This is a genomic window from Microbulbifer mixtoriginis (SeqCode) (assembly GCF_052467235.1).
This window is the reverse complement of sequence record NZ_CP174305.1, coordinates 4,038,386-4,063,890: the sequence shown is the minus strand read 5'-3', so window position 1 is coordinate 4,063,890 and position 25,505 is coordinate 4,038,386. Positions and strand designations below refer to the sequence as shown.

Sequence of the window (25,505 nt, the reverse complement as noted above, 5' to 3'; positions counted from 1 at the left end):
GATTATTAATTTCTAAACATATTATCCTAGGAGATAAGTAGGGTTCCCTGGCAAATCATTCATAAATTCTTGCCGCATAAATAATTTCAGCAAAGACTTTCCACTGAACATTTTCAGGAATACCCTTTCCTTGATTTGCATAAAATCCATCCATATCTTCTGTCCATGCAGCCATTGCTTCGAGAAAATGGGCTAAATCAGTATTTTCCCAGGTTGATGCGTTATTTTTGAAATCCTCAAGTACATCCAAAATGAAACTGGAAAAATCAGCCCTTGTTTTAATTTGACCCAGCTTATTTGGCAGATCTAGTGATTTCATCGATCTTCACCTTCTTCACGGATACGAATAGATGTACCATCGTTACGACTGGTAAACTTAAATGATCTGGTAGATAACTCCTCTGATGTGGCGGGAATTATTCTTATCAGCTTATTCGCCTCTTGGAAAGCTTTGAGTCTTCTATTATCCAGGGAGTAAATCTTTCCGTCACGACCAAAGACCCGAATAGGAGGGACATCATACGCAGTTACTTTACCCTCTTTAAGGTTTTGAATTAAATCTTCAACTTTACGACCATTTGAAAACGTCGGCTTAATACTATCTTGGGTAAATCTAACTTCTTTGGGATTTATCAGACCCTTTCGGATCACAGCAACCCTTGGGGATGCTACCCACTCACTGTAGGACGTAAAACGACCTCCCGTAGCATAAGACCGAACTCGAAACTTGTAAGAACCACTATTTAATCGATTATTTTTTTCAATTGGGAGGGTTACTGAAACAATTTTTGCTCCCATATAGACTGAGGACCATGTTGCGCAATCATCTTTACACTGCTCAATTTCATACCCCGTTACTTTTGCTCCAGTATCTGGAGCCTCCCATTGAACTTTGACCGTTCCATGAGATTCTGGGTTGTCTGAAGCAGTAATCACTGATAAGGGGGCTGACTGTACAGGAGGCTGTACCTGCTGAACTCGCTCTCCCTCGCCACCAGAAACGGTAACATTTCTTGGCGAAGAAGGTGGGATAGCTACATCTACCCACTTTTCATTGGAATAAGCGCCACATCCACTTTTATTACAAGCCCGGACCTTAAATCCCCAAGATCCTGTAGATAGCTTTTTAACCCGATAAGAATACCCAGCAATTTTTATGGGCTTAGACCAAACTCCATCATTTTTTTGCTTTACAAGCTCATAGGTGTCTACCGTCTCTGGGGGAGGATGCCAAGTTAACGCTATATCCCCAGTTCGACTTTTCATTTCCGAGACAGCCATTTCAACTTCTGAGGGCGGTGCCACCCCAAAGGCTGACTGACTAGAAAAGTTATTAGCAAAGGTTATAAGAGAAAAAGAAAGTAAATATAAATATGTAATGATATGCAGTTTAAAGGCCACTACTATCACCCGAAAACTTATATTGGTGAGTGGAAACTTCCAATTGCCATATTTCGGCTAACAATTATAGGGTATAGCTTAGCCATAAAAGAAGATAGCTGCTGAATTACTGGTCAGCTTTTAGTGTGGAAAGTTGATGAACCACTACAGAAAAAATTTTAGGAAAACAATACAATGCATGAAGATATACGGAGTCCAAAAGTTTATTCTTAAAGGTAACCCCGTACACTAATGTTAGATTCTGGCGAAATTTTAATTGACTATAACCTAGCCCCTTAACCTTTACCTATAAAAAATCCAGTGAGCAAGTCACTCATCCCGCCTGAACTCTAAAATATCACCGGGCTGACACTCTAGTGCCTCACATATTGCCGATAGGGTGTCAAACCTAACTCCCTTCACTTTACCACGCTTCAGTAGGGACAGATTAGCCTCAGTAATTCCTATCTCTGCTGCCAACGACTTTGAACTGACTTTTCGCTTAGCCAGCATTACATCTAAATTGACAATGATAGCCATGCTAAACAAACTCTTTGTTTTCTTGGTCGATTTGTTTTGCTGCACGCAAAATATAGAGGACGCTCACTAGCACGAACAATGTAAATAGCCTGCCGATATCAAGTGCAAGGAATAGAGTAAGCTCATTATTATGCAAATACGATAAATAACTAAGCCACAAAGATTCTAACATGCGTACCAAAATCGCAGCGCCATAAAGCCAAACCAGCCATAGGTAGCATCGGTCACTCTCCTTACCAAAGTAATCCCCCTTGGCATACTGTCCAAAAAGTCGCCAAAGCCAATAAATAAACAACCCGGAAAGCACAAAAGTAGGCAACTGGCCGAGGAATAGCATCGGTCTGAACTGATCACCTAGCCCCCACAACTCTTGAAAAAGTGGGTTGCTGCTATTGAAGGCATTCATGTCATAGAAAAAATAATTGATCAGCAAGCTGCTAACAGCAATAAGGCTGATTACCACGATTGCCCAGCGCAGACGTGCACTTAATACCTGGATCTTATGATTCACAGATTAACTCCTATTGGATAGGCAGGCATTATACAACAATATTGTATTTCTGCAATTCAGCTATAAATTATTGCTTTACAATAATTTATAGCTGATCTACAGTATGCCTCATAGTCATTATTGATAAGGAGTAAAGCCCATGGAATTACAAAATAATCGTTGGTCAGTACGTAAGGCCATCTGCTGGCTAAGTCTTGCGGCCGCATTTAGTGGCTGCAGCATTAACCACCTCGTGGAGGATTCAGTATCGGCGGAAACTCAGCAGGAACTACTCTCTGTTGAGAGTTTCTTTAATGACTCTGCAATCAGCGGGGTTAAATTATCTTCAGATGGGCAGTGGCTAGCCTGGCTTCAGCTGCACAATGGAGCACCGAATATCTATGTAATGCCGAGTAATGGGAGTATTGAAGATGCCTTCCCGTTGACCGCTTTTGCCGACGGCGCAGATAGCTTTTCTTGGGATAAACATCAGCTCGGCATGTTTGTCTCTAAAGACTCGAAAGGGAATGAACTGCACCAGATCTATAGATTGGATCTGGAGGTAAAAGATAAAGATCTAAGTTTGCTCGACACCCAAAAATTAACCTCAAAAGACAGCGCGAGATACATAATTTTAGGGCAAGCTTCAGAAAAGCCCAACAGTCTAACTCTCTTTGCTAATCACGACGATCCGAATCTGTTAAGTTTTTATCAATTGAACACCCAAACTGGTAAGTTGACATCAATAATGTCTAATAATCAGCGCTTCCATGATGTGCTGATTGACAAAGAGGGAATTCCTGTCGCCGGTGTAAGGTCCAACCCAGGCACATCCATGGAATTGTTTATTCACAAGGATAAATCCTGGCAAGAGGCTCTGAAAACTGAACCTGGAGAAATCTTACACCTATCCAGTTATAACTCAGATCTCGGGAGAGTGTATTTCGAGTCTAGTTACGGTGAGGCAGACACATCGGGGTTGAAGCAATTGAACCTGGCTTCAGGAAAAATTACTGATGTGCATACAGATCCTAATAAACGTGCCGATGTTTACAAGACTCTTTTCAATAAAGATGGTGAGCTTCAGTTGGTTTCTTACTACTATGGGTACCGAGAAGATTATCCGATTAGTAAGGAATTCCAAAAGCACTGGCAATTTATCACTGATCAATTTACTCGCAGAGTAGAGATTGATGTTATCTCTATAAATGAAGAGTCTGGCATTTGGTTGCTGGACATTGCTAGCGATGTCGATCTGGGAGCTTTTTATACCTACAATCAAACAGACCAGTCGCTAACGCGATTGATTGATAAAGATACTAAATTAGACTCTGCATCTCTGGCAGAAAGACATTCTATCACCTATCAGGCCCGTGACGGTATCACTATCCAGGCCTATCTTACCCTGCCCAACGGCAAGAGTAGTCAGTTACCGCTAGTGGTATTGCCGCATGGTGGCCCATGGGCTAGAGACTATTGGAGACTAAGTGATAGCTTTTTCAACCGTGTGTCTCAACTGTTAGCAAATCGTGGTTATGCCGTGTTGCAACCCAACTTTCGTGCATCGACAGGCTTTGGGGAAACCTTTATTGCTTTGGGTAATCATCAGTGGGGAACCGGTGCGATGCAACATGACCTGACGGATGGTGTTGAGTATTTAGTAGAACAAGGTATTGCAGACAAAAATAGAGTGGCCATCATGGGTGGTTCTTATGGAGGCTATGCGGCACTTTCCGGGTTGACTTTCACCCCTGATATATATGCAGCCGCGATATCTCTCGTTGGTCCATCAAGTTTAATCACATTGATAGAATCATTCCCGGAGTATTATAGACCCTTTCTTTCCAACTGGTTCAAAGCCGTTGGTGACCCTTTGATTCAGGTTGATCGAGAGGATATGCAAACCAGATCACCTATAAACTTTACGGACCAAATTAAAGCACCCTTACTATTGGTGCAAGGTGCAAATGATCCTCGTGTTACTCAACTTGAGTCTGATCAAATTGCTATAGAAATGTATCAAAAAGACTTGGATATCGAGTACATCTTAGCTAAAGATGAGGGACATGGATTTAGCAAACACATTAATAAGATGGCTTATTTAATAAAGATGGAAGAGTTTCTTGCTGAGCACCTTGGTGGTGAATTGAATCCTGAAATCCCTGAGGAGCTTACTACTCACCTGGCAGGGCTTGAGGTCGATATATCAAAATTAGCCAAACAATAATCTCAAGTCGATTTCTTGCGATCTTAATTTGATTGCCAACGTAGCACGCCTGTCTTTGACCGATATTAGTCAATATCGGTTAAAGACAGGATACCTGTTGTCAGTCTTACCTAAGCAGTGAAGACCAAATGAATTTACTACTTCTCCACTACCTGACCTCAGCATTTCCAATCGAAGCAATGTCACTATATTGATTGGTTTCAACCCGCTTTAAACCTTAGAGCCCAGTCTTAGAAATTAAGAAAAAGCGTAGTAACCATATGGAGGAAGCCATGCATTCTCGTTTAATCACCATTCTCGGAACCCTTGAAGTTTCAACTAACACAAGTGCAGCCGAGTCCGACAACCAAAGCCACTAAGTTTCCATCCGTATATACCCTTGAACACAAGGTATAGAGAAATGGAACTTACTCGAAATTATCGAACAACTGAGAAAGGAAATACAAAGGAGTTTAGCTACTTAGAATTCACTGCTTCTGAGAGCGAGTCATGGAATAGTATTTCAATAGGGGCAGACTTTGACAACTATCCGCTGAAGTTGCGATTATGCTACTGTACCGTTTCTACTGATAAAATTGATGCATGGGATTTTGATGAGAACAACCCCATCTTTGCGCTGATTTTTGATGCCTGGCAAGAGTATGATTTAGAAGCATTCTCTCTGACTGATGTTTTGAGCTATCGAAATCCTGCCAAAGAGCCTGCCTGTAACTGCTAGGGGGTTATAGCTTTGCCGAACTAGATTGGTCTCTATCTATGGAAGGGGTAATTGAAGGTATCGATAGTCACGAGTCGAAATTATTCAACAAAAGCTTCGCCCACCTTGGAGATGGGTTCCGCTACAAGTTCACTGGCTCTTTGTGTATGAATACTGAATACATTCAACACAACATCGATTAGATCGGCAAATATAAAATAACTGAAACAAACGAATGGAATTCGATCTGGATAACCTTGGTGTATGGCAGGCAAGAGGTATCTTATATTTTCCAACTAGAGATGAGTACGCTACTAAATAACAACTAGAGGCCTCACCCCTATGGCCCTCAACAATAATGAGCTAATAAAGCTGACAGGCTAACTCCAATAAAATCAGGCCCAGCGAAATAGCAAAACACCGTCGGGCCTTTATTTATTTGGAAATTCTTATAGCAACTGAACTAACAATTTTCACTGTTTATTAAGGCAAGAGTAAGTCTTAATTCATCGACTGTTGCGCCCTATTGTTAAAATATTTTTCGTACTATTTAACTCCCTTTAAGGCGAAGATGATAAAATCCTTGCGACCAAATCTCCCCCCATGACTGTGAGCAGGAAGAAAATTTATCCTCATTAAACCACAAGGTTACACTCTTACCAGTTGCATGTGCAGTGGTTAGAAGAGAAAAAGCAGCCTTACAGGATTCTTGCTTGAACCCGCCCTCCAAATTCTCGGTGATCCGGCAAAGTGCGACACTATGAAAGTTAGTGCCACTTCCACTGTCTATTATACTGGCGTTAACATTTCCGTTTAACGCAATTTCTACCGTAGTTACTTTACCGGTACACTCAGTCCCAGAGTAAGCACTACCAGAGGCAAAAATCAGCCCCAACAGCATAGCTTTTCCTGACCTTACTGTAAGCTTCCCGAATTTACTATTCATATCTACTCGCAATCAATTCAAATTTGGTATTAAATAATTCTGGAGGAAATATACTATATTTACCCCTGTCATGAGAAGGTAAATAACATAAATTATACGCCCTTGCTGGATAATACCATACTTGTATTTTCAGTTTGGTAAGAGTCGGTAATTAGATGGAACCAAGTAAGAAAGTTGTTTTAGATAGCGGTAGAAGCTCATCAAGCCAGCTCCAAGAAATAACTATATAAGTGCTATATAGAGAATATTCGCTCTAGTGTAAAACGGAAGTATCAATTAGCAAAGTAGTTTTGATACACTGCGCAAAGTTAGCCTCATCATTAAATAGCCTATTTCGAACCCCTAAACCTAAACAACCTAAGCAGTACCAGAATTCAAGAGTACTTATTGACCAGTCAAATTATAATCCGCTAAGAAAAAAATTATCAATATTTAAAATTGCTTATTAAGGTTAAAAAAGTCCCTGCAACTCTTAAATTACACCAATTATTTACTGTATATCCGACGATGAATATTTGATAAAAACCCTATCCCACCAACCCCTAGAGATCAAAAAAAGTGTAATAAAGGATCAAAGTCGACTCTAGTTTATCGCATATTCATTTGATGGTGAGCTTTTAGGCTAATAATTGAAAGGCAAGCTATATCTTGTCACAGCTGGAAAAGTCGGCCGCTCAAACTTCTACTCTAGAGCCCGGCTTACACCGGGCTCCGCGCTACAACTTCCCAACAATATTTACAAACATCCCCTGGCTGTCGTAATCCAGCTGAGTAAGATCATCAGAGAAATCCGTAAAGTTGTAGCCCACCCCCAGCTTGAGGTGGTCACCAATGTGGCGATATAGGCCAATTAATGCACCGCTCTTGCTGTCCTGCGCGTCGGGTAAATCGAGTAGGCGCCCTTCGATGAGGAGATCCCAGCGTTTTACAAAATGCCAGTCTGCGCGCAGTACATAGAGGCTAGCACGGCTATCAAAGAATTCCGGGTCTTCTCTATCCAGGCTTAGCTGGCCAAGGCGGTAGGCGTATTTGCCTCCCAGGGTCCAGCGTTGGGTGAGATCGTAGCTGGCATCCACGGAGAAAATATGACTCTTCTGAATAAATTCAGCCGAGGTGTTTTCCACGGTTACCTGATCTTTGGTGGGCACGTTATAGAAATAGGTGTATTTCAAGAGCGTGTTGAGGCGATCGTGATTGACTGGGCGGTAGGCGTAGCCCATTACCGCTTCGGTAAATTTGCCATCATAAAACTCACCCTGGGAGCTTTTACTATCGGAGTAATTGAATTTGCCGACCAAGCGCCAGTCTGGATTGAGCTGGTAGCTCAGGGTGTTCTTCAACAGCCAGGTATCGCGATCGGATTCCAGCACGGTGTTTTCATCCACTGCGGTTTCCATGGCATCGGTACGGTATTCTACCGCCGAGGCCAAACGGATCGCATCCAGGCTATAGCCCATATTGAGCCCCAAAGCGTTGCGCTCGGTTTTAGCACCGGTACGTGGATCTTCCAGGGTGCCCGCCTCTACCGTGGTGCCGTATGTCCAGCGGTCGTTGGGTGCCAGGTCCATACCCAAGGCATGCGTCAGGCCGGTGGAGACATCGCCGTGGCTGTAGCGCTCCTCACCATACATGCTCAGGGTATCGGAATAACGGTTGCGGAAGCCGGTACTCATATTGCCTTTGCGGGCACGTACGCCGGTATCGCTGCGCTCGTTATCGAGGGTGTAATTCAGGTATACGCTGGTTCTGTCACTCACCAGGAAGTCAGTGCCCAATCGCGCGCCCATGCCGGTATCGCCGCTGGAGACTTCACTATCCATGGTGAGTCTGTCGCTCACCCGGTAGGCACCGCCGACACCAACACGATTGTTTTCCTCACGGGTGCCGGTCACCTCTACGGTACCCTGCACAAAGCCGAAAGCACTCCAATTTTCGCCAGAATCATAACTGGCCTCCACTGCCATATCGGTGCGGTCGCCCTGGGTCTGGGTGGCCGCCACAACTTGGGAGAAATCTTCGCGGCTATCGCTGCGCACACCGGAACTGAGATGCCAGTGATCGTTGAGGCGGTAGCCGAGCATGAAATCCGTTGCACTGGTGTGCAGGCCGAATTCCTCTTCTTTACTATCCGCTTTCAAGCCCACATCGAAACTTTCACCGAGAGGTAGGTTGATCCCCGCTCCAAACTGGGTGGTTTCACCGCGGGCAAATTGACCGGGGCCAGAAAAGCCCGCTTCCCGTTGCTGGTGGTAGAAATTACCGGAGCCGCGTAGGCTTTCGAAGAAATCACCCAGCTGCAGGCTAGCTTCAATTTTGTTGGCAGCAGCGCTAGCATCAGGATCAAAAGTTTGACCGCTATCAAAAGTAAAGCCACCATCCAGGGAATTGGTACTATCGAGATTACCGCCTTCACTGTTGGCCACTTCCACTTTCAACCAGCTGCCTGCCGTTTTACGTAACGTTAAGTCAAAGCCTTGCAGCGCAGTTTCGTTATCATCCTCATCCTGTTGGGTAGCACTGAGCCCCAGCTTTACGTGATCTCCAAACCAGTAATGGGCGCGGCCACCAAAGGCAAGGGTATCCATCTCTTCAAAGCCGGGGGTGTATTCGTAGCGGGCTACCAGATACTGGGGATTACCGTTATAGGAGCCATCCTGGATTAACAGATTATCGTTAGCCAGGGCAGACAAGGGCTTGTTCAGCAGTACGCGGCCTTGAATGTAATCGATATCGTAATCGATCACCGGGGAAAGGTTTTTTACGGCCAGTACCAAACCGGAGTCTTTATCCCGAACTTCAACCCGCAGGCGTTCGGAGCCGTTTAGAATATCCTGATGACGCATGAAATAGAGGGAGCCGCCGGTTCCACGATACTCATCGCGCCCGGCAATAGTGCCTGGCTCCGCACCAAAGGCATCCACCTGAAAGCGTTTTTCCCCGAAGCTGGTCATGGAATTACTTTCGAAGTGGCCGTTGGCACCATAGAGTGCACGGTCTATTTGCGCCAATTCGTTATCGGCATAGGTCGCTTTGAAATTACCCCACAAGCCGTAGTCGTCGTACTTGGACAACTTCACATAAAACTTGCCGGAGGTGGGTGCGTCTTCCACTACGGTGGAGTCGTCACCAAAGGTGGGATAATAAAGATCACTATCTAAACGGCGGAACAGGGCATCGGGCGTTTTTTCCATAAAGTTGGAAAATAAATCATCCACCGGCCCCTCTTCCGTATCCGCACTGGCAGAGAGGCGCCAGCCCTCACCGAAACCACCGCTGGTATAAAACGCCAGGCGGCCATCGTAGCTAACAGAATTGTCGTAGTGGGTTTCATCGCCGGTAACCAGCGCCGCTGGGCCGTTGGTTTTGTCATAGCCAATCGTGAGATCGGCAATACCCACGGTAAACCAGTCGTTTTTGGCAAATTCCAGATCGCGCAGGAACAATTCGCCATTGCCCTCTTCATCCAGAACCGCCACTTCCACGGTGTGCATACCGGGGTCGAAAATTTGTTCGGCGACAAACTGGCCCTGCTCGTTGACCGGTACCGGGTTGCCCGCCAGCCACACGGTGTGCCCTGGCGGTACCTCGGCACCGTTCATCAGCACACTGTTGCCATCCAGAGGAATATTTCTTCGCGCTAGGCGATTTTCACCGTAGCCAACCAATAATTCCTGAGAAACGTTTACCTCTTTCGTTGACTCTTCAACCTTATCCACCAACCACAGAGTCTGTTCGGCAGTTTCATCGAAGCGGCCTTTTTTATCGTACACTCGCAAGACATAGTGCAGTTTTTTTAGCGGTGCCTGGAAATGGGAAAATTCTGCAAACCACTCCCCTTCTCCGGCAGCCAGCGGGACTATGTCAAGCGGGGTGTCTCGCAGGGACTGCCCTTCTTCAAACAGGCGTACCTCTGCCCGCTCAATAAAACTGGGATAGTTGGTGTAGCTGCGGAAAACCACGCGGTTCTCGCTGTGCTCGGTATCCGGGTTATCCGCATAGCGAATGGTATTGGGCCAGGCTGAAATATTCAGACGCGGCTGCATTTTTTTGTTATCGAAGCGGAACTGGATATTCGCATTATCCAGCGCCACATCGGTACAGCGCTGCAGATCGGCAGAGTTTTTATAGGGATCGTATTCGGGACTGCCATCCACAGTAATACGCATTAAATTCAGTGAATAGGGGTTGTTAGCGATGGCTTCGCGGTTAATACGCTCGATCTCCAGGCGGTCGCTCTCCGCCAGAATCGCCAGCTCATCGTAGAGCACCTGCACTTCAACCCTCGCGCCTTCATCCAGGGTGAAACCGTTGGCCACTACATCGTCGGACTGCACATAACCGCGCCCTTCAAATTCCACTTGGGAGTCTTCGAGGCTGAGAAGCTCTTTTACCTGCTCCATCGCACGGCGCGCGCGTGCACCAGAGAGCCCAACATCATCGCCGTAAACCATGGCTTCCCGGCGGTCCATGCGCTTATTTTCGCTATAACCAATAAAACTCAAGCGCACATTGGCTTTGCTCGAAATTTCCCCCATAGCAGCGCGAATTTGAGCCAGCTGCGCCTGGGTAATAATCGGATCGCCATTATCGAAACGGATAGGCGCTATATCGCCACGCAGGGATTGGTGGGCAATGGTAATGGTTTCCGCGGCTGCCGCCTCTGGGCAGGCCTGTACGCCATCCACCGCCACTTCGAGGGGATCGTCGTACCAGAACTCCACTTCCACACGGCGGTTTAGGGTGCGCCCCTTGGGTGTGTCATTGGCGGCTATGGGCTGACTGGCGCCCTTGCCGCTACTGGAGATCATGGTGTCCGGTAGGCCCAGGGCATCGCGCACCGCCAGAGCAACACGTCGGGCTTCGCTATGGGACTTTTCCTGATAGGCACTCTGTTGCTGCTCAGAGCTTTCACCAATTTGCAGAGGCAGCGCATCGGTATGACCAACAAAATGAATCACCAGATTATTCTTATTGGACAGATTTGTACGCACTTCGCGGATACGCCGTAAGAACGCCTCAGGTAAATTCGCTTGCCCCGGCTGCCAGCGCAAAGGATTAACCAGGTTCTTCAAGCGCGCGCGCTGCTCAGTGCCAGCGGTATAATTCAATCTACAAACCGTTTCCTGGCGACACACTTTGACCCGGTTAAGTGCCAGGGCTTCAGCGCGGGCACGGGCTGCCATAGCCTCTGCATCCAGAGCATCGTAACTCACCTGCACTTGCACGCGACGGTTCAGTTCGCGTCCGGCAGTGGTGATATTGTCGGCAATGGGCTCTGCGTCACCGCGGCTTTCCACCGCGATCATCTCTTCCGGCAGTTCCAAAGCCTGCTGGAAAAAATCTGCCACGAATTGAGCGCGAGCAAGGGTAAATTCTTCCTTACTTGCGTAATCCGCAACGAATTCTTTTTGCATCGGGTCCGAATCGGTGTGACCAATAAAATGCAATTGGAAATTGGGCGTTTCTCCCAGCTCATCCAGCTTTTCACGCAATAATGTGATGGCCTCAGGAGAAACTTCATCACCTACAGCAAAAAACTGTAATGGCTCGATAAAGTCTTCCACCACAATCGGCTCGGGCGGGGCAATAAAAGTACCCGCATCCTGCAGCCATTGATTGGAAGGGGCGCGCAGCAACATCGTTTCCGTATTGCTGCCTATGGATTTTTCCTCAAACTCCGTCTGCGGCTCCTCTACCTCTGGCGCCAGTCCGGGAATTTTTTGCCACACCTGCCACCAGCTGGTTTCCAGGGGTTCGGCTACCTCGGTGTCAGTTTTCTGCTGCGCGTGTACAGGCATTGCCAAGGCCAAAGTAATCGCTGTGGCCAGGCAACGCTCACGCCGATGAAATGTGCGAGTGTTTTTTTTCGCAACAAGCGCTGTGCCAGGTGTGTGCGAACACTCCAGGTTACTGCGCTTTTTATTGCCATCTGCAAAGGACATTACTGCCACCCTCCTTTGCTGGGCGGCGCACCACGCCGCCAGAACACTTCCGTTTCAATCGTCAGTTCGTAGTCGCCATAACTACGCGCCCACTGCTCGGCAATATCCGCCTTGATCGTTTGCAAACGCTCTTCCACCAAATCCGGGTCTTCATTTTCCGCGAGGTAGGACAGGCGCAATACCGAGGGCGCTTCACTGAGTTTTTCCAGCAGCAGCTCAATTCGGGAGTGCCATTGGGGACGCATCTCGGTAGTTGTCGGTTCGAAGACCGCCTCGGCCATATCCAGGCGCACTACCCGATGCAGGCTAGCGCCGAAGTTAAACTTCACCATCTTGCCTCGGGTCGCACGCACCACGCGCGGGTTTTCTGTGGTGAGACGATAGCCGCTTGGCAAACTGCGGTCGTCGAGCTTGAGCACAAAATTGGAACCGCGATCGGGGTTTGGCACCACCGCACAAGTGATATGGAATCGACCGTGGGCATCGGCAGTGGCATTGAGACCCGTAGCGCTGACGACCCTCGCACCGGCCAGTCCACCTTCCCCGGCATCTTGGTAGCCGTTCATATTTTTATCGTCGAAGACCTTACCGATCACATCGGTACAGTCGAAAGTGGGGTCCGGTACCACACGCACGGTCGCCGAAGCTTCACCAGACGCCGTCTGTCCGGAGAGCTGGTTAAACATACGTGCACGGTTCACATACTTGCCCTCCCCTACACCGGAGCCTACAACGAGTAGCAGTTTCAACTCGCGGGTCTGATCCGCCTCTACACGTAGGTCCGACCAGATCAACTGTAACCCTTTCATCTCCGGTTCCACCGGTTCACCATCGAGACGCGCCGAGCCGGCCACGTATTTGAAGCCTGCGGGGAAAAAGTCCACCAGCTGCAAATCGGTGAGCGGTACCGGCAGGTTATTGCCGAAGGTAATGGTGTAAGGCACCAATTGGCTGCGGGTCACATTCAACATGGCCGCAGTTTTAGTAATAGAGAGCGCCCCCTCTAATTTCGGGTCCAGGGGGATATGGTTGTTGAACAACTGGCTATCCCCTGGAATTTGTTTGTTATCCAGAGTCAGGCGCAGGTAATAGTTGGTCAGGGTATCACGTGCTTCTATATCCAGTGGCGGATTAGCCGGGGACAGTTGCACCTCGCAGTGTTGCGCAGTACCCGGCACCATATCCGCATTACTGCCGAGGCAAGCGCCCACATCGAATCCGGCAGTCTCCTCATTGGTCTGCGCTGGAATAACCAGGGATTCACCACCGACATAATTGTCATCGGCCAGTTCTACTCGAATCAGGTAGTCCGCATTGGCCGGACAGGCGGCATCATCGAAATTAATATCGAACTTGTAGTAGCCACCGGCACGGGTTACCTGACCCTGCTGCTTTTCATCATCGAAGCAACGATTCGGCAGCTCCTGGCCTGAGCTGGCACGCAGCATACTCAGCGTAGCGCCGGTAATCGGAGCACGCAGGATGGAGTTGTAAATGACTCCGTTTGGCGTGAGCGGCAGGTTTAAGTCTTGCGGATTAGCACCAGACTCCACAAAGATCTCACTGATACGCTGGGGACCATTGGTGAAATCGGAAACCGGATTACCCAGAGATGCGGTACTTTCGCTGGCATCCGGCGCGGTGTAGCGCATCTCGTAACTAAGACCACCATAATTGTTGGGCACCAGTCCCTGGAAATTGAAATAGCCATTTTCATCAGTCTGGATAGTTTCCAGCAATGCACCGTTGAAATACAGATCCACTGCCCAGTTCAACAACAAGCGTTCATCGGCATCGGCCTGATTATTGAAGTTCACATCGTGCCACAGGTAACCGGCCAGATTAGCGATTCCCGGTGTGCCACCAACATCGATAGCAACACTGGCCTGATTGCTTGAAGGTGGATCATTCCAGTGCACTTCCGCGGTATTCACCACGGTGTAGCCAATTTCCAGGCTGTCGGAAAGTTTTGCCTGGAAGCGCAATGTCACACTTTCACCCGGCAGCAAATCTCCATAAGTTGTGGAGTAGTCAGCAGTAATTACCGTACCGGCAACGCTGACTCCATCTACTTGGCCATTTAGCATGGCAGAGTCTGCAACGTAGGTAAGGACACCATCGCCAGCAACCATTAGGTCATCAGTAATACTTACCATGGTCGCCGGCACACCACTGATATTTTCAATGGTCACCAAATATTCCAGCACTGCTCCGGCTTCGGCTGCGCCACCGCCGACAACGGCAACTTCTTTTACAATTGAAAGCAGCTGTGCATCACCCACCACCACTAGTGTCGGTTGGGCACCATTGGCCGGATTGCCATCTGCATCAGTGAGTACCAGTGGTAGTTCTTCTGCAGCAACACTGCCCTGGTTGCTGATTACCGTACCCCTGGCAGCATCCATATTCACCATTACATCAAAAGTTACGGTGGCAGTTTGTGCAGAAGTAATCACCCCCTCGTTGGCACCTGGCAAAGGTGGGGTTAGGTCATCAGAAGATACCGGCAATGCAGTATTCAGCAGTGACATACCACCGGCATTATCAGCAACCGCGATTCCATTTAAGGTGGTACTACCGGCAACATAATTGGTATTTGCGGGCACTTGGTCAGTGAGTGCCACCTGCAGCGCATCAACCCCCCCCATATTGGTAATCGCAATGGTGTAACGCAGCACATCACCGGGGTCGACAATACCCGTGGAAATATTATCCACCGCAATTACCACGGTCTTATGAGCAACCAGCAGGGGAACATCGCCAACAATATCTATTGTTGGATCGTTGGGGACATCTGTAGCGGGGTCATCCGATGGGACTTCATCGAAGGGGCCACTACCAGCACCTTCGCCATTAACAAAGCCTTGGTTTGAAATAATAGTGCCGTCATTGACATCATTAATGGTGACATCAAAGGTAACCATCACAGGCACAGCGCCAGTTGCCGCTGCAGCAATAAAACCATCGGCTTCGCCAGATGTATTAATGTTCATACCCGCTTCAAGCGGCGAAGCGTCACTTACATCTGTAAGCGCAGAACCATTCAAGGTGGTGGAGCCAGCAACATAAGTAGTGTTCGCTGGGATCTGATCACGCAACATCCCGTTAACGATATTTTCGTTACCGGTATTTTCCACGCGAATGGTATAGCGCAGGGTATCCGCCACCATCAGCAGGTCCGGGTCACCGGTCATATCTGCTGAGGTTTTATGAATTACCAGCAGTGGTTCAGATTCAATTAATACCTGAGTAGGATCTTCATCCCCCGCAGCGTCAGGATCATCAGTACCGTTAATATTGGGATCATCACTGTTTTTCAGTAATTGACCGGGCAACTGTACCTGAGCCTGATTCAACACAGTTGTACTGCTGTCAATTACAGAGGCGAGACTTACTTCATAGATCAACTGAATGGAATCACCCGCACTGCCACTTGCCGCCAGGTCAAGATTGGTCACCTTCAACAAGCCACTGCCGTGGGTACCAGCAGAAGCATCTGTCCCGCTACTATCGCTACTCGCCGGAGCAGTAACCAGTTGCAGGGAGCCCGACTGGAACAATGGCAAGCTGTTTAGGCGGCCCAAGTCATCAGTAATCTCAATACCACTGACATCCACACCGCTGATATTTTTCAAAGTGAGGGTGTAGCGCAGTACTTCTGCAGGGCTGGCCGTGGCAGCCGGATTTTGTCCGCGAGTAACATTCTCGACAGTCTTGTAGAAAGTTACCTTGGGAACTGAAGCACTCAGGGTATAGGCATCCTCATGATCGAGCACGCCAGGTGTACCATCGGTAGGCGCCGGACGAGTGTACTGACGCGCTTCAGGGGCACTGCTATCCCAACTGTGCCACAGCGTTACCCCGGCAATATTAGTGAGCGTATCGCCATCGCGGGTATCTGCATCCAGAGTAGCGTCGTAACTTAGCAGCAGATGGTGATCCGCAGCCAACATTGCCCCAGCGCCAATTGATGTGATGGTAAGAGTACAACTGGCTGCATCAAAGGCCGTATTAAAATCGGTACCTTCAGTCAGGGTGGCAATCGCTGTACCGGCCGCATCGGTGATTTGAGCCGCAAAATTATTTGGTGCGGTTTCACACATGCCACCGGGATTATTATCCGGCAGGATATCGGTCACGCTAATATCCCAGGCTGGGCCGGTACCAATATTGTGTAAGTCCAAAGTAAAGGTGCCGGGTAAACCGGACTGCACACTGGCCGGGCCGGTTTTTGTCAGGGTAATCGCCGTGGGTTCTACCACCTGCATATCCAAGGTGGAATTACCCGCACCAGCACCCTGCCCCATGGCCGGGTTGTCATTATCGTAGTTGTAGCTGTAACTGGCGCTGTTGCTAAACATGAAGCCATCCACATTGGGTGGATTGCTGTCGCGCAAGCGCAGCGTTACATCAATAACCACCTGCTCACCAGCGGGCACATCGATGCCGTTGGTAGTATCGGCAATCACCAGCGCAGAAGCGGAACCGGTATTTTGCGGAGTAAATGCATTTTTACCGGAAACCTTGGCCGCACCAATAAATTCCAAATCCGCCGCGGAAGCACTGAGGTCAATCAACACGCTAACATCGTGCAGGGCTGCTGGCTGCGGCGTTTGCGGAATAGTAATGCGGTAATTGAACGGCTCGCCAATAGAAGCCGTGGGCTGAGTATTTTCAATGAAAAGCGGCGCGGCATTGGGAGTATTAAACTGCACACTCACCGGGGCTGTGGGGCCGTAGTCTTCGCGCATATCCGCAATCACGGCCGTCGTACCGAGAGAAGGCAGATTGTCGCCATCCAGAGAGTAATAAGTCTCCACATAAGCGGCATTTTGCAGATTGAGGCCCGCGCCCAAATTAGCATCCGCCTGAACGCGGTACACCATTTGTAAAGTCTGGCCCGGGTTAATGGCGTAACCGGTACCCGCGGAGAAATCCCAAACCGCTGCGCCAGTGCTGCTGTCGAAAGTTGGAGCAACAGCCGTTGCAGTAGCGCCATTGATAGTTACTGACTGCACATTGATACCAGCCTGGCGCAGGCCGAGGGGAATCAAGTCTTTAAAGAGCGGATCATAGGCGGGCGCAGAACCATTATTGGTAATCGTAATGGTGTAGTCGACCCTATCACCGGCGGAGAGAGTGGTACCCCCAGCAGGATTCGCACTGATTGCTATTGCCAGGTCTGGCTGTAGCAGATCCAGAGTTTCACTGTCATTGCGTGTTTCATTACCGGTAGCGGCATCGAAGCTGAAAACAACATTATTAGTGAGTGCAGTATTGTTGGCGGGCCATGGGTGCACATCGCGGTTTAATACCCGCGCGCGATAGCGCAGCACAAATTCATCATTAGCTGCGTTGTTATCGCCTTGGTTGCGCAAATCAGCAATATTCCAACTCAGTGTGGTCGGGCCCGCGGCCGGGTCACCAGCCTGCACCGGCTCGGCGATAGCGTTGTGGAGGAAAGGTGCCACAGCCGCGAAAGGTGCATTGTTATCGCCATTGATCGACACAGTGCCGGCAAATACCATGCCCTGCGGCAAGGTATCGACAATCTGCGCCTTCGGTGCTGTACCTTCTGGCAGGGCCAGACGCAGCTCGTATTCCACCAGATCGCCGATACGCAACTGCACATCAGTGCTACCGTAGCTATCGTCAACACGGGTTTTGCTCAGTACGCTGTCATTGGCGGCGGTCAGCTGTGCGGCAATATTTTCCAGTACATAATCATTTAAACCGCCGACACCGTCAGCACCATTGCGCTCATGGGGACTGCTGTTATCTTCATCCAGACTGGTCCACTCGATGCGCGCAGTGGTGGAAAGTGTGGCAGCTGCCAGCACTTCATCCAGTACCAGAGCATCGAATACCAACAGGCTGTTATTACCGGCAGAGATATCCAGATCGCTGTTGGCACGGCTCCACTCGAGAGTTTGCGCAGCATTAACACCATCGCCGGTTACCGTGGGGTCGGCCTGGGCGGCACCTGCAAAGGTGACACTGCCCGGTACCAATTGCAGCCCCAGAGAGAGCTGCTCAAGGATAGCCAAATCGAAAGCGGCGGAATTCTCCGGGCTGCCCGCAGCGGCTAGGTCCAGGGTAAAGCGCAGAATATCGCCCGCATCGGGGTCATTACCGGGGCTGGTCTGGTTGGCCACCGTATTGGTTGCGGATAAATCCGGCTCCACAATAGTAAGCACCGGCGCAGTGCCGACACCGCCGGCCTGTGCAGCCCCACCTTTAGTGGCGGCAAAGGTATAACTGGCTTGATTGGCAAAGTTGTGCCCCGCTTGCGCGGTTGCATTATTGGCAACCCGTGCGCGCACTTCAAAAATTGCCACTTCGCCGGCCGGAAGCATGTCAACAGCCAGGGCAATATTGTTACTGCTGGTGTTATCGGTAAATGCGCGGCCATTAATTTCCTGCAGCTGCACCAGTGTCAGGCTGGGGTCGAGCACATCGGTAATCACCAAATCGTGAATCGCCGCAGTAGTGGCGCTACCCGGTACTTGAATGCGGTATATCACTTCCTCACCCACTGCCGCTGTGGGGGCAGTAAGCAGCGTTTTCTGCGGAGGCGTTACCGTAGTGGCAACAGTACCCATCGGGTAAGGCGTTGCCAGGGGAACTGCAGCATACTGTTCACCGCTCTTGCTGGGCAGTGACCAGAATTCATTTGCTGTAAAAGTGTTTACCCAGTTTTCACCGCCGCCGATATCAGTATAAAAGCCAATTTCATAATAAATATCCAAGCAGGTACCAGCGTCGATAGGCACCTGTAAAGTAAAGTGCATATCGTCACCGCGATTGACCGGTGCAGTGTAGCTATAATCAGTACCTTGAGTCAGTACTGAGCCATCCAGGGAGACCCGTAAATTGGCGATGGAACTTTGCTCCATCTGCGTCGCCAGATCATCGGTCAAAGACAGATCGTAAGCTGGAGCCAAGCCAGTGTTACAGGCTTGTAAAGTAAACTGCATCACATCATTGGCCGGATCCACATTCATATGGGAACTGGGCCAGTTGGCATCGGTTTTAGTCAGATTCGCAAGGCGCGGTTGCAGTACTGTAATACTGGCGCTGTCCTGCAATGTGCTGGCAGCACCGGTGTAATTCAGTTGCGCAGTATTGGTGAGGGTGGCTGTGGGCACCGCAATGCCCGCGCCGGTTTGTACCTTGGCGGTGTACTCAATAATAAATTGATTGGTATTACCGAAGTTACTGAGAATATCGCCCAGATTCCAGGTCACGGTACCAGTATCCCCGGCGCCAGGCACGGCAATCGCCGCATAGGTGTAATCATTCAAGTTGTCATCGTAGGGCGCGGTGGTATCACCGTTCACGCTGACAATGGAATCAAACTCCAATCCGCTCGGCAGCGTATCGGTAACGGTTACCGCCGGTGTGGTGCCCGCCTGCAGATTCAGAACTAGCTGATAGGTAACAGTGTCACCAACCCGTACCGTACCCACTGGAGTGGCGCTATCGGAATCCGCAATGACTGTCTTGGAAATAGTGGTGTTATCCACCGTGTCGATACTGGCGCTGGCCGGGCCCACACAGTAATCATCCGGTGCCGAAATACTTGGGCAGCCAGCACCATCGCGTTCATAGGCCTGATTATTTGTACTGCTGTTGTCGAGAGAGGTCCAATCCAACATCACACTATTGCTAATGGGAGAACCAAATACCCCATTCACCTGAGTGCGGTAGGTAATCACCAGAGTTTCCCCCAGTTGCAGGTCCAGACTGTTATCACCGTTCTCCCGTCCCCAAATCAAGGGGCCATTGGGCGCTGCCGCCGGTGTTGAGACAAAACCTGCCACAGCACCACCATTAATTAGTGCCGTTGGGGTGAAACTGCTATCCAGGCGCAATTCCGAAGGTAGTGTATCCACCAGGTTTAAGTCGTAAGCAGCTGCTGTGGAGCCACCATCGTGGGCCACGGTAATTTCGTACTCCAGTACATCACCACCCACAGGCAAATTGCCGGGGTTGGTCGCATTACTGACAGTTTTACTGACCGCTAGCAAAGGCTCTACCACGGTAACCGCAGCGGTGTTGTCATTGAGATTTTCCCCGGCTCCGGTTTCGCCATTGCGGTAAGACAGGGTGGCACCATTGCGACGGGAATCGCCATTATTTGTAGCCAAATCATTGGCGATACGGGCAAAGTAGGTAATACGAATCAGTGGTTCAATAGTACCGCCAACCGTGTCATTTTCACTGGCAGTATCCACGGTGCCAATATTCCAGGTGGCATTGCCGGCAGTATTATCTGTGGGGAAACTATTGAATGCTGTTTCAGATGGCACTGCGCCATTAATGGTTTCGATACCGACAAAATCATAAGTAATATCGAAATCGGCATTATGGCTAAGCACATAGCCTTCCGGGCTGCCGAGCTGATCGGTAACCGCTACATTTTGGCTGATACCTTCTGGCAAGCGGATTTCCAGCTGGAATTTTTTATGAGCACCAATGGTGGGAGCTAAAGCGGGCTGTAAATCGGTTTTGTTTATCTGTAACGGCAAGACTTCTGTCTGGGCACTGGCATTGGTTTCATAATCATTAATCGCGTCGCCACCATTGGGTAACACGCCGATACGCATACCGTCAGCAGCTCCATCATTGCCAATAGTCTTACTGCTATTCAATGAAATATCTTTGCCCGGCAGGGACTGCCAGCGGGCCTGAATGGTGTTATCCAGAATCTCATGGGGCTCTACACCCTGCTCTACCCGCACATCAAAGGTGAATGACTTGGTAGCGCCCACGGCGATGCTGTAATCCGCATTACTGCGATTCCAGCTAAAGATCGGTGCATTAGCACCCACGGAAGTGATATCGACATTTTGGGGTGGATCATTACCTCCAATATTGCCGATATAAACTAACTTGGAGCCTGTAAGGTCATCGAGTACTTGCAGGTTATAGGCGGCGGCGGTACCGATATTTTCTGCAGTGACAGTTACTGTGAGAATATCATCCGCATCGCTGTTAGTTACTGCGAACGATTTGTTCAGCTGTATCCTCGGACCCGTTACATTAATTGTATGTGGATCAAAAGTAGTGGCTACCGGGGTAGCTCCAACCGCAGGCCTATAAGTCATTTGCGCTACGCCACTAACATTAGGATTAACTAAAGTAGCGGCATGAGGTGTATATTTATTGTTCTCCACTCGCGCGATAAATGTTAGTTCGACAGGTACCAAACCGTCAGGATAGGCTCCACGGTCAAAAGACAATAGATGCTGATCGCCATAACGCCACTCAACAAAGTCATCGTTACAATCGATTTGAGGGGTTGTTGCTCCACCACCAGTAAACCATGTGGTACCCGGAATGGATGTTAAATCCAGCGATACCGCCTCAATACAACTTAACCCCTCGGGAAGATCATCACGGAAAGTAAAATCAATTAATCGGGAGGCAGGCACCTTACCCGTCAGCTGATATCGGATTTCTTCGCCAACAACCACGTTATTATTTTTTGGGTCGCTCAGGGAGAGTGAAATAATTTCTTTCGGTTCGGTTTTAACATCAATGATGGTCATAGTCGCATCATCAGAACCGCAATAGCCACTCCCATCAACACAATAAATACGAGCACCACCAAGCGCCGGAGTGGCTGTACGTGGTGGAACTTTTCCATCTGTGCCAGGGTGGTTATTATTATCAATAACTGGCTTACTCTGCGCCCCCGCCAACCCTTTTAGACTGTCGTAACGAAAAATAGAGGCCGTATTTTTAAACGACTGATTAGGAACCACTGTACGGTGTGGGCTCACACGATAGTAAAGATTAACACTATCTTTATCGTCAATTTGTTTTAATGCTGTTGAATGATCATAGGAAAAGGTTAAGAAAGCCTGGCTTCCATTTTCCAAACAGTGCGGGGAGGCCTCGGGATCATTAGGGTCGTAGTCATAATCATTTCGACCAACCAAAGTGCCCACAAGACCAAAGTCGCCCTCAGGAGTATTATTTAGACCATCCAATGCAAATGGCCAAACACACATTTGTGCACTCTCCAGCTCGTCGGTAATTACGACATCATATGCTGGGGCAGCACTTGGACCGCTGTCTTGATTATTTTCTACAGTTATTCGGTAGACAAAGTCATCAAACTTGCTACCAGACACCGAGTCCACCCAGTTACAGCTGTTAATATTTCCTCCAGCCTGACTAAAATTACAGACCTTTTTAGAGATATTAAGGTTTGGCTCAGTTACTGTAAGCTCTGCAGTCCAGTCTTGCCATTGTGGATAGCCTGGATATTCTGTATTACAACTATTTCCTTTTGTGCAGGAATAATTATCAATGGTTATTTGTTGAGTTGTTGGGGTGCCGGTGCCATCCACAGTAGTCTTAAAAAAAGCAGTGAAACGAGCCCGGCCATAGTCAATACTCGTATCACCATGAGTGGTAGGGCCTGAGACTTTATCCTCATCTTTATTGAGCAAGCGGGTAGTCATGTCCGCAAGGAACCACTGCCCACGTTTATCTACAGCATAAGTGCCACCATCACTCACATCCCAGTGTAAGCCTGCATCTGAAAGCAACGTGCCCGGCATACTGGTAAAATTAGTGATAGTAGTACTACAGTCTGTCCTGGATGGGTCAGGGAAGGTAGCATCCGCACAAGAAGCAAGCTGGCTATGGGAGATATACCCTTGATAACCATCGCGTCCGTTATGGACCCCGGGTGTATCATCTGCGATATCAATGCCACCAACAGCAATTAAGTTGTAGCCTGGTGTCTCAAATCCAAACCAACCACCAGCATATATCTCAAAGTCACACTCTTCCCCAATTAATATTTCCGGCTCACCAGAATCCCTGCTGGGCAATTCATTACAACTACCTGGCACATGACGTTTCAATAGATTGAAGCCAAGTACCTTTCCTCGCATAGCATCCAACGAATAATTATTGGCTTGCTGTTTCCCAGGATTGGTTTCGGAATTAGCAGCTTCCGGTGCAGGATAAATTAATGGTGTACCATCACTAAGAGTTATTTCCCCGATCAAATCCACTCGAAAAGTAAGATCATCAGCTTGCAAGCCTGTACTGCTTGTATCTTTCTCAACAACAAATGTTATATCCCCAGAACTGTCATTCTGGGCTTTTAAAATGTCTAGCCCATTGTCAATTGAGCAAAGGTAGACACTTGCATTATTAGGAATGGGTACAGTGTTGTTATCAGGCGGCGGCAGCTTCCAAATAGGCATCCTGACGTTGGCACCAGAAGGATGTGTGCTACTGGGGTGAACTGGAGGGTTCGCAACTGTAGCACTACTACAACCATTGGGAACACCCACAACATTCATCGTTGCCCCAAAAGAGACATAAGCAAAGAAGTTATCGGCTTGATCTCCACCTTCATTTGTAATTTCAAAAGTGAGATCGGTCGTGCCATTATCTCTTACAATATGTAAAGCCGCAGGGATATTAACATCCAGGTCTTCTGGCCAAGCATCGAAATTGGTAGTCTCTGTAATTTTTGCATTATTTAAAGAACAATAGTTATCAAACTCAACCTCTACTTTATGCTGTAGTGTCTTCCTATACCCGGTATCAGGCTCATTGATACCTTCATCAAGGTTGGTTTTAAGATCAAAAGCAGCGGGGTCTATTAGTACAACTCCAAACCTAACTTCAACCCAATCCCCATGTCGCAAAATGTCTACTTGAGACCCTTCATTGTTTGCGACACCATTTCCCTCTAATGAAAAATTAGGTTTTTTAAGTTCTGCTTTTGCTAAGTTAGACTGACTAGCATCAACTGTCACTGGGTTTTCCCAAGTAACCCCAGCCCCACCAAAGTTAATTCTGCCAGGATAGTTATTACCCCCACCTCCTCGTCGACCAACAACCTCTACAGGATGTGTTGGATCCATAATATACTGGGAAGGTAGAGTATTAAGCAGTCGTAGACCACTTACTGTATGACCAGTATTATTTTCTACACGAACGGTAATATTGGCACGAGAGCCTGCCCTGCCTGCTATCCCCTGTGCATTTCGTATAGTAGTGTTAACCTCTAAGTCTCCCTGGTTTTGGTTCCCAAACAGGTTAGCAACTTTAGATGATGGGGGCCCCTCTCCCCAAGCATGGGTAATTCCACCTAAGGGAGAGCTACAACCCCATTCGAGATTTCTAACTACATTGATTTGTCGAGCGCTATTACAAGAACTATCCATTTTCCCAGAAAAGTAGATAGAAACGGTCCCATTAATGGAGCCCAATGGGATTTGTAAGCCCCCAGCATTCCCCCCAATCAATTCATTATTCACACTAGCAATCGAGGCACAATTACCTTGACGGCTACCCGCAATGACAGAGTTAATAGCATCTGCTTGTGAAAAACATGCATACTCTAAATCCGTTGCACCATCTACAGGACTCAGCAAGTCCTCAAATTTCACATAACTTAATGCTCGAGCCCCACTATCAATAGTGACTTCCCACAGAACTCCATCTTCTATATGCCCATAGGCTGTGGAATCACCAAACCTTGGAATCAATGCACCCGTACCGGTATCAAATGTTCTTACCGATTTACTAAGAGTTGGGGTCGGCTGCTCAATATCTAGAGTGCGATTGTGACTCTGCTGCTGAATCGTTGTTCTACCACAAGCCGAATATTGAGCAAGAGCAGTTATGTCCAATCTTAAGTTTTGCTCTGCAAGGTTTTCTTCCTCCCCAGGGCGGCTACGTACATCAAAGCTCAGCTCTACAAACTCACAATCATTATCAAATACATTGGAATTATCGCATCGTCTGCCCAAAAAAATGGGATCTCGAGGTGAGGCTGGTAAATCAGAAAAAGAAAAGTAAGGGTTATTGTCACCATCACTTGGTATGGAGGTTAAGCTAGCACTACCGGATATACGTAAATTACCAGCATATTCGAGACGTGGGTTATTGAGATCTACATTCAAAGCAAGATCTCGTAACGGCTCATCAGTGGGGTTTCGAAGCCTTACACGAACTGTACCCGTTCCACATAATTCACAGTGACTGTCGTTGGCGATTTCTACAACATCCGGCAAGAAGTTTACGGGGCATTCTTCAGTAGCCGAGGCGTTGCTCGCTACAAACAGGAAGAACATACTGGCTAAAATAAAACCAGCTAAAGAGTACTTCCGAGAGGTTTGCCTAATTACTTCCGACATCATCGTCACTTATTAGCCGCCGCTTTTCTGTTTACAAAATCCTTGACAGCACCCTCAGGCACTGCCGCCGCACAGGGTCTGCCCGGTGCCCGAACTTTAATTGCA

At 48.4% G+C, this 25,505-nt stretch carries 9 protein-coding genes; 2 read left to right on the top strand and 7 right to left on the bottom strand.

Features of this window, described 5'->3' with window-relative positions; all coding sequences use genetic code 11:
* Positions 1-55 precede the first annotated feature (55 nt).
* From ACJJIO_RS17625 to ACJJIO_RS17610, 4 genes are all read right to left on the bottom strand, one after another.
* Positions 56-319, bottom strand: a complete 264-nt coding sequence (locus tag ACJJIO_RS17625) for a DUF7660 family protein (RefSeq protein ID WP_444909267.1) — start codon at positions 317-319, stop codon at positions 56-58.
* Positions 316-1,401, bottom strand: a complete 1,086-nt coding sequence (locus ACJJIO_RS17620) for a hypothetical protein (RefSeq protein ID WP_444909266.1) — start codon at positions 1,399-1,401, stop codon at positions 316-318. Before ACJJIO_RS17620 ends, ACJJIO_RS17625 begins: the two co-directional genes overlap by 4 nt.
* A gap of 309 nt (positions 1,402-1,710) precedes the next feature.
* Positions 1,711-1,920, bottom strand: coding sequence for a helix-turn-helix domain-containing protein (locus ACJJIO_RS17615; RefSeq protein WP_252082131.1), 210 nt, complete (start codon positions 1,918-1,920; stop codon positions 1,711-1,713).
* A gap of 1 nt (position 1,921) precedes the next feature.
* Positions 1,922-2,431, bottom strand: a complete 510-nt coding sequence (locus ACJJIO_RS17610; protein WP_444909265.1) for a DUF2975 domain-containing protein — start codon at positions 2,429-2,431, stop codon at positions 1,922-1,924.
* A gap of 139 nt (positions 2,432-2,570) precedes the next feature.
* On the opposite strand from ACJJIO_RS17610, the gene ACJJIO_RS17605 reads away from it, so the two are divergent.
* The gene (locus tag ACJJIO_RS17605) at positions 2,571-4,637 is read left to right on the top strand and encodes a S9 family peptidase (RefSeq protein ID WP_444909264.1); all 2,067 of its coding nucleotides are present in this window, start codon (positions 2,571-2,573) and stop codon (positions 4,635-4,637) included.
* A 400-nt stretch (positions 4,638-5,037) separates the two neighbouring features.
* The gene (locus ACJJIO_RS17600) at positions 5,038-5,355 is read left to right on the top strand and encodes a hypothetical protein (protein ID WP_444909263.1); all 318 of its coding nucleotides are present in this window, start codon (positions 5,038-5,040) and stop codon (positions 5,353-5,355) included.
* Between the two features lie 529 nt (positions 5,356-5,884).
* On the opposite strand, the gene ACJJIO_RS17595 is transcribed toward ACJJIO_RS17600, so the two are convergent.
* The 3 genes from ACJJIO_RS17595 to ACJJIO_RS17585 form a co-directional block, all read right to left on the bottom strand.
* Positions 5,885-6,235 carry a hypothetical protein gene (locus tag ACJJIO_RS17595; RefSeq protein WP_444909262.1) on the bottom strand — a complete coding sequence of 117 codons (351 nt, stop codon included), beginning with the start codon at positions 6,233-6,235 and terminating at the stop codon, positions 5,885-5,887.
* Positions 6,236-6,996: 761 nt separating this feature from the next.
* Positions 6,997-12,222 carry an OmpA family protein gene (locus tag ACJJIO_RS17590; RefSeq protein WP_444909261.1) on the bottom strand — a complete coding sequence of 1,742 codons (5,226 nt, stop codon included), beginning with the start codon at positions 12,220-12,222 and terminating at the stop codon, positions 6,997-6,999.
* Positions 12,222-25,400: an isopeptide-forming domain-containing fimbrial protein gene (locus ACJJIO_RS17585; protein ID WP_444909260.1), complete on the bottom strand. Its 13,179-nt coding sequence runs from the start codon at positions 25,398-25,400 to the stop codon at positions 12,222-12,224. The genes ACJJIO_RS17590 and ACJJIO_RS17585 overlap by 1 nt, the downstream gene beginning before the upstream one ends.
* Between the last annotated feature and the right edge of the window lie 105 nt (positions 25,401-25,505).

What these genes read in the sequence shown, in the direction of transcription:
- ACJJIO_RS17625 (WP_444909267.1), bottom strand. Translation starts at nt 319, where the DNA reads ATGAAATCACTAGATCTGCCAAATAAGCTGGGTCAAATTAAAACAAGG.
- ACJJIO_RS17615 (WP_252082131.1), bottom strand. Translation starts at nt 1,920, where the DNA reads ATGGCTATCATTGTCAATTTAGATGTAATGCTGGCTAAGCGAAAAGTC.
- ACJJIO_RS17605 (WP_444909264.1), top strand. Translation starts at nt 2,571, where the DNA reads ATGGAATTACAAAATAATCGTTGGTCAGTACGTAAGGCCATCTGCTGG.
- ACJJIO_RS17600 (WP_444909263.1), top strand. Translation starts at nt 5,038, where the DNA reads ATGGAACTTACTCGAAATTATCGAACAACTGAGAAAGGAAATACAAAG.
- ACJJIO_RS17595 (WP_444909262.1), bottom strand. Translation starts at nt 6,235, where the DNA reads ATGCTGTTGGGGCTGATTTTTGCCTCTGGTAGTGCTTACTCTGGGACT.
- ACJJIO_RS17590 (WP_444909261.1), bottom strand. Translation starts at nt 12,222, where the DNA reads ATGTCCTTTGCAGATGGCAATAAAAAGCGCAGTAACCTGGAGTGTTCG.
- ACJJIO_RS17585 (WP_444909260.1), bottom strand. Translation starts at nt 25,400, where the DNA reads ATGTCGGAAGTAATTAGGCAAACCTCTCGGAAGTACTCTTTAGCTGGT.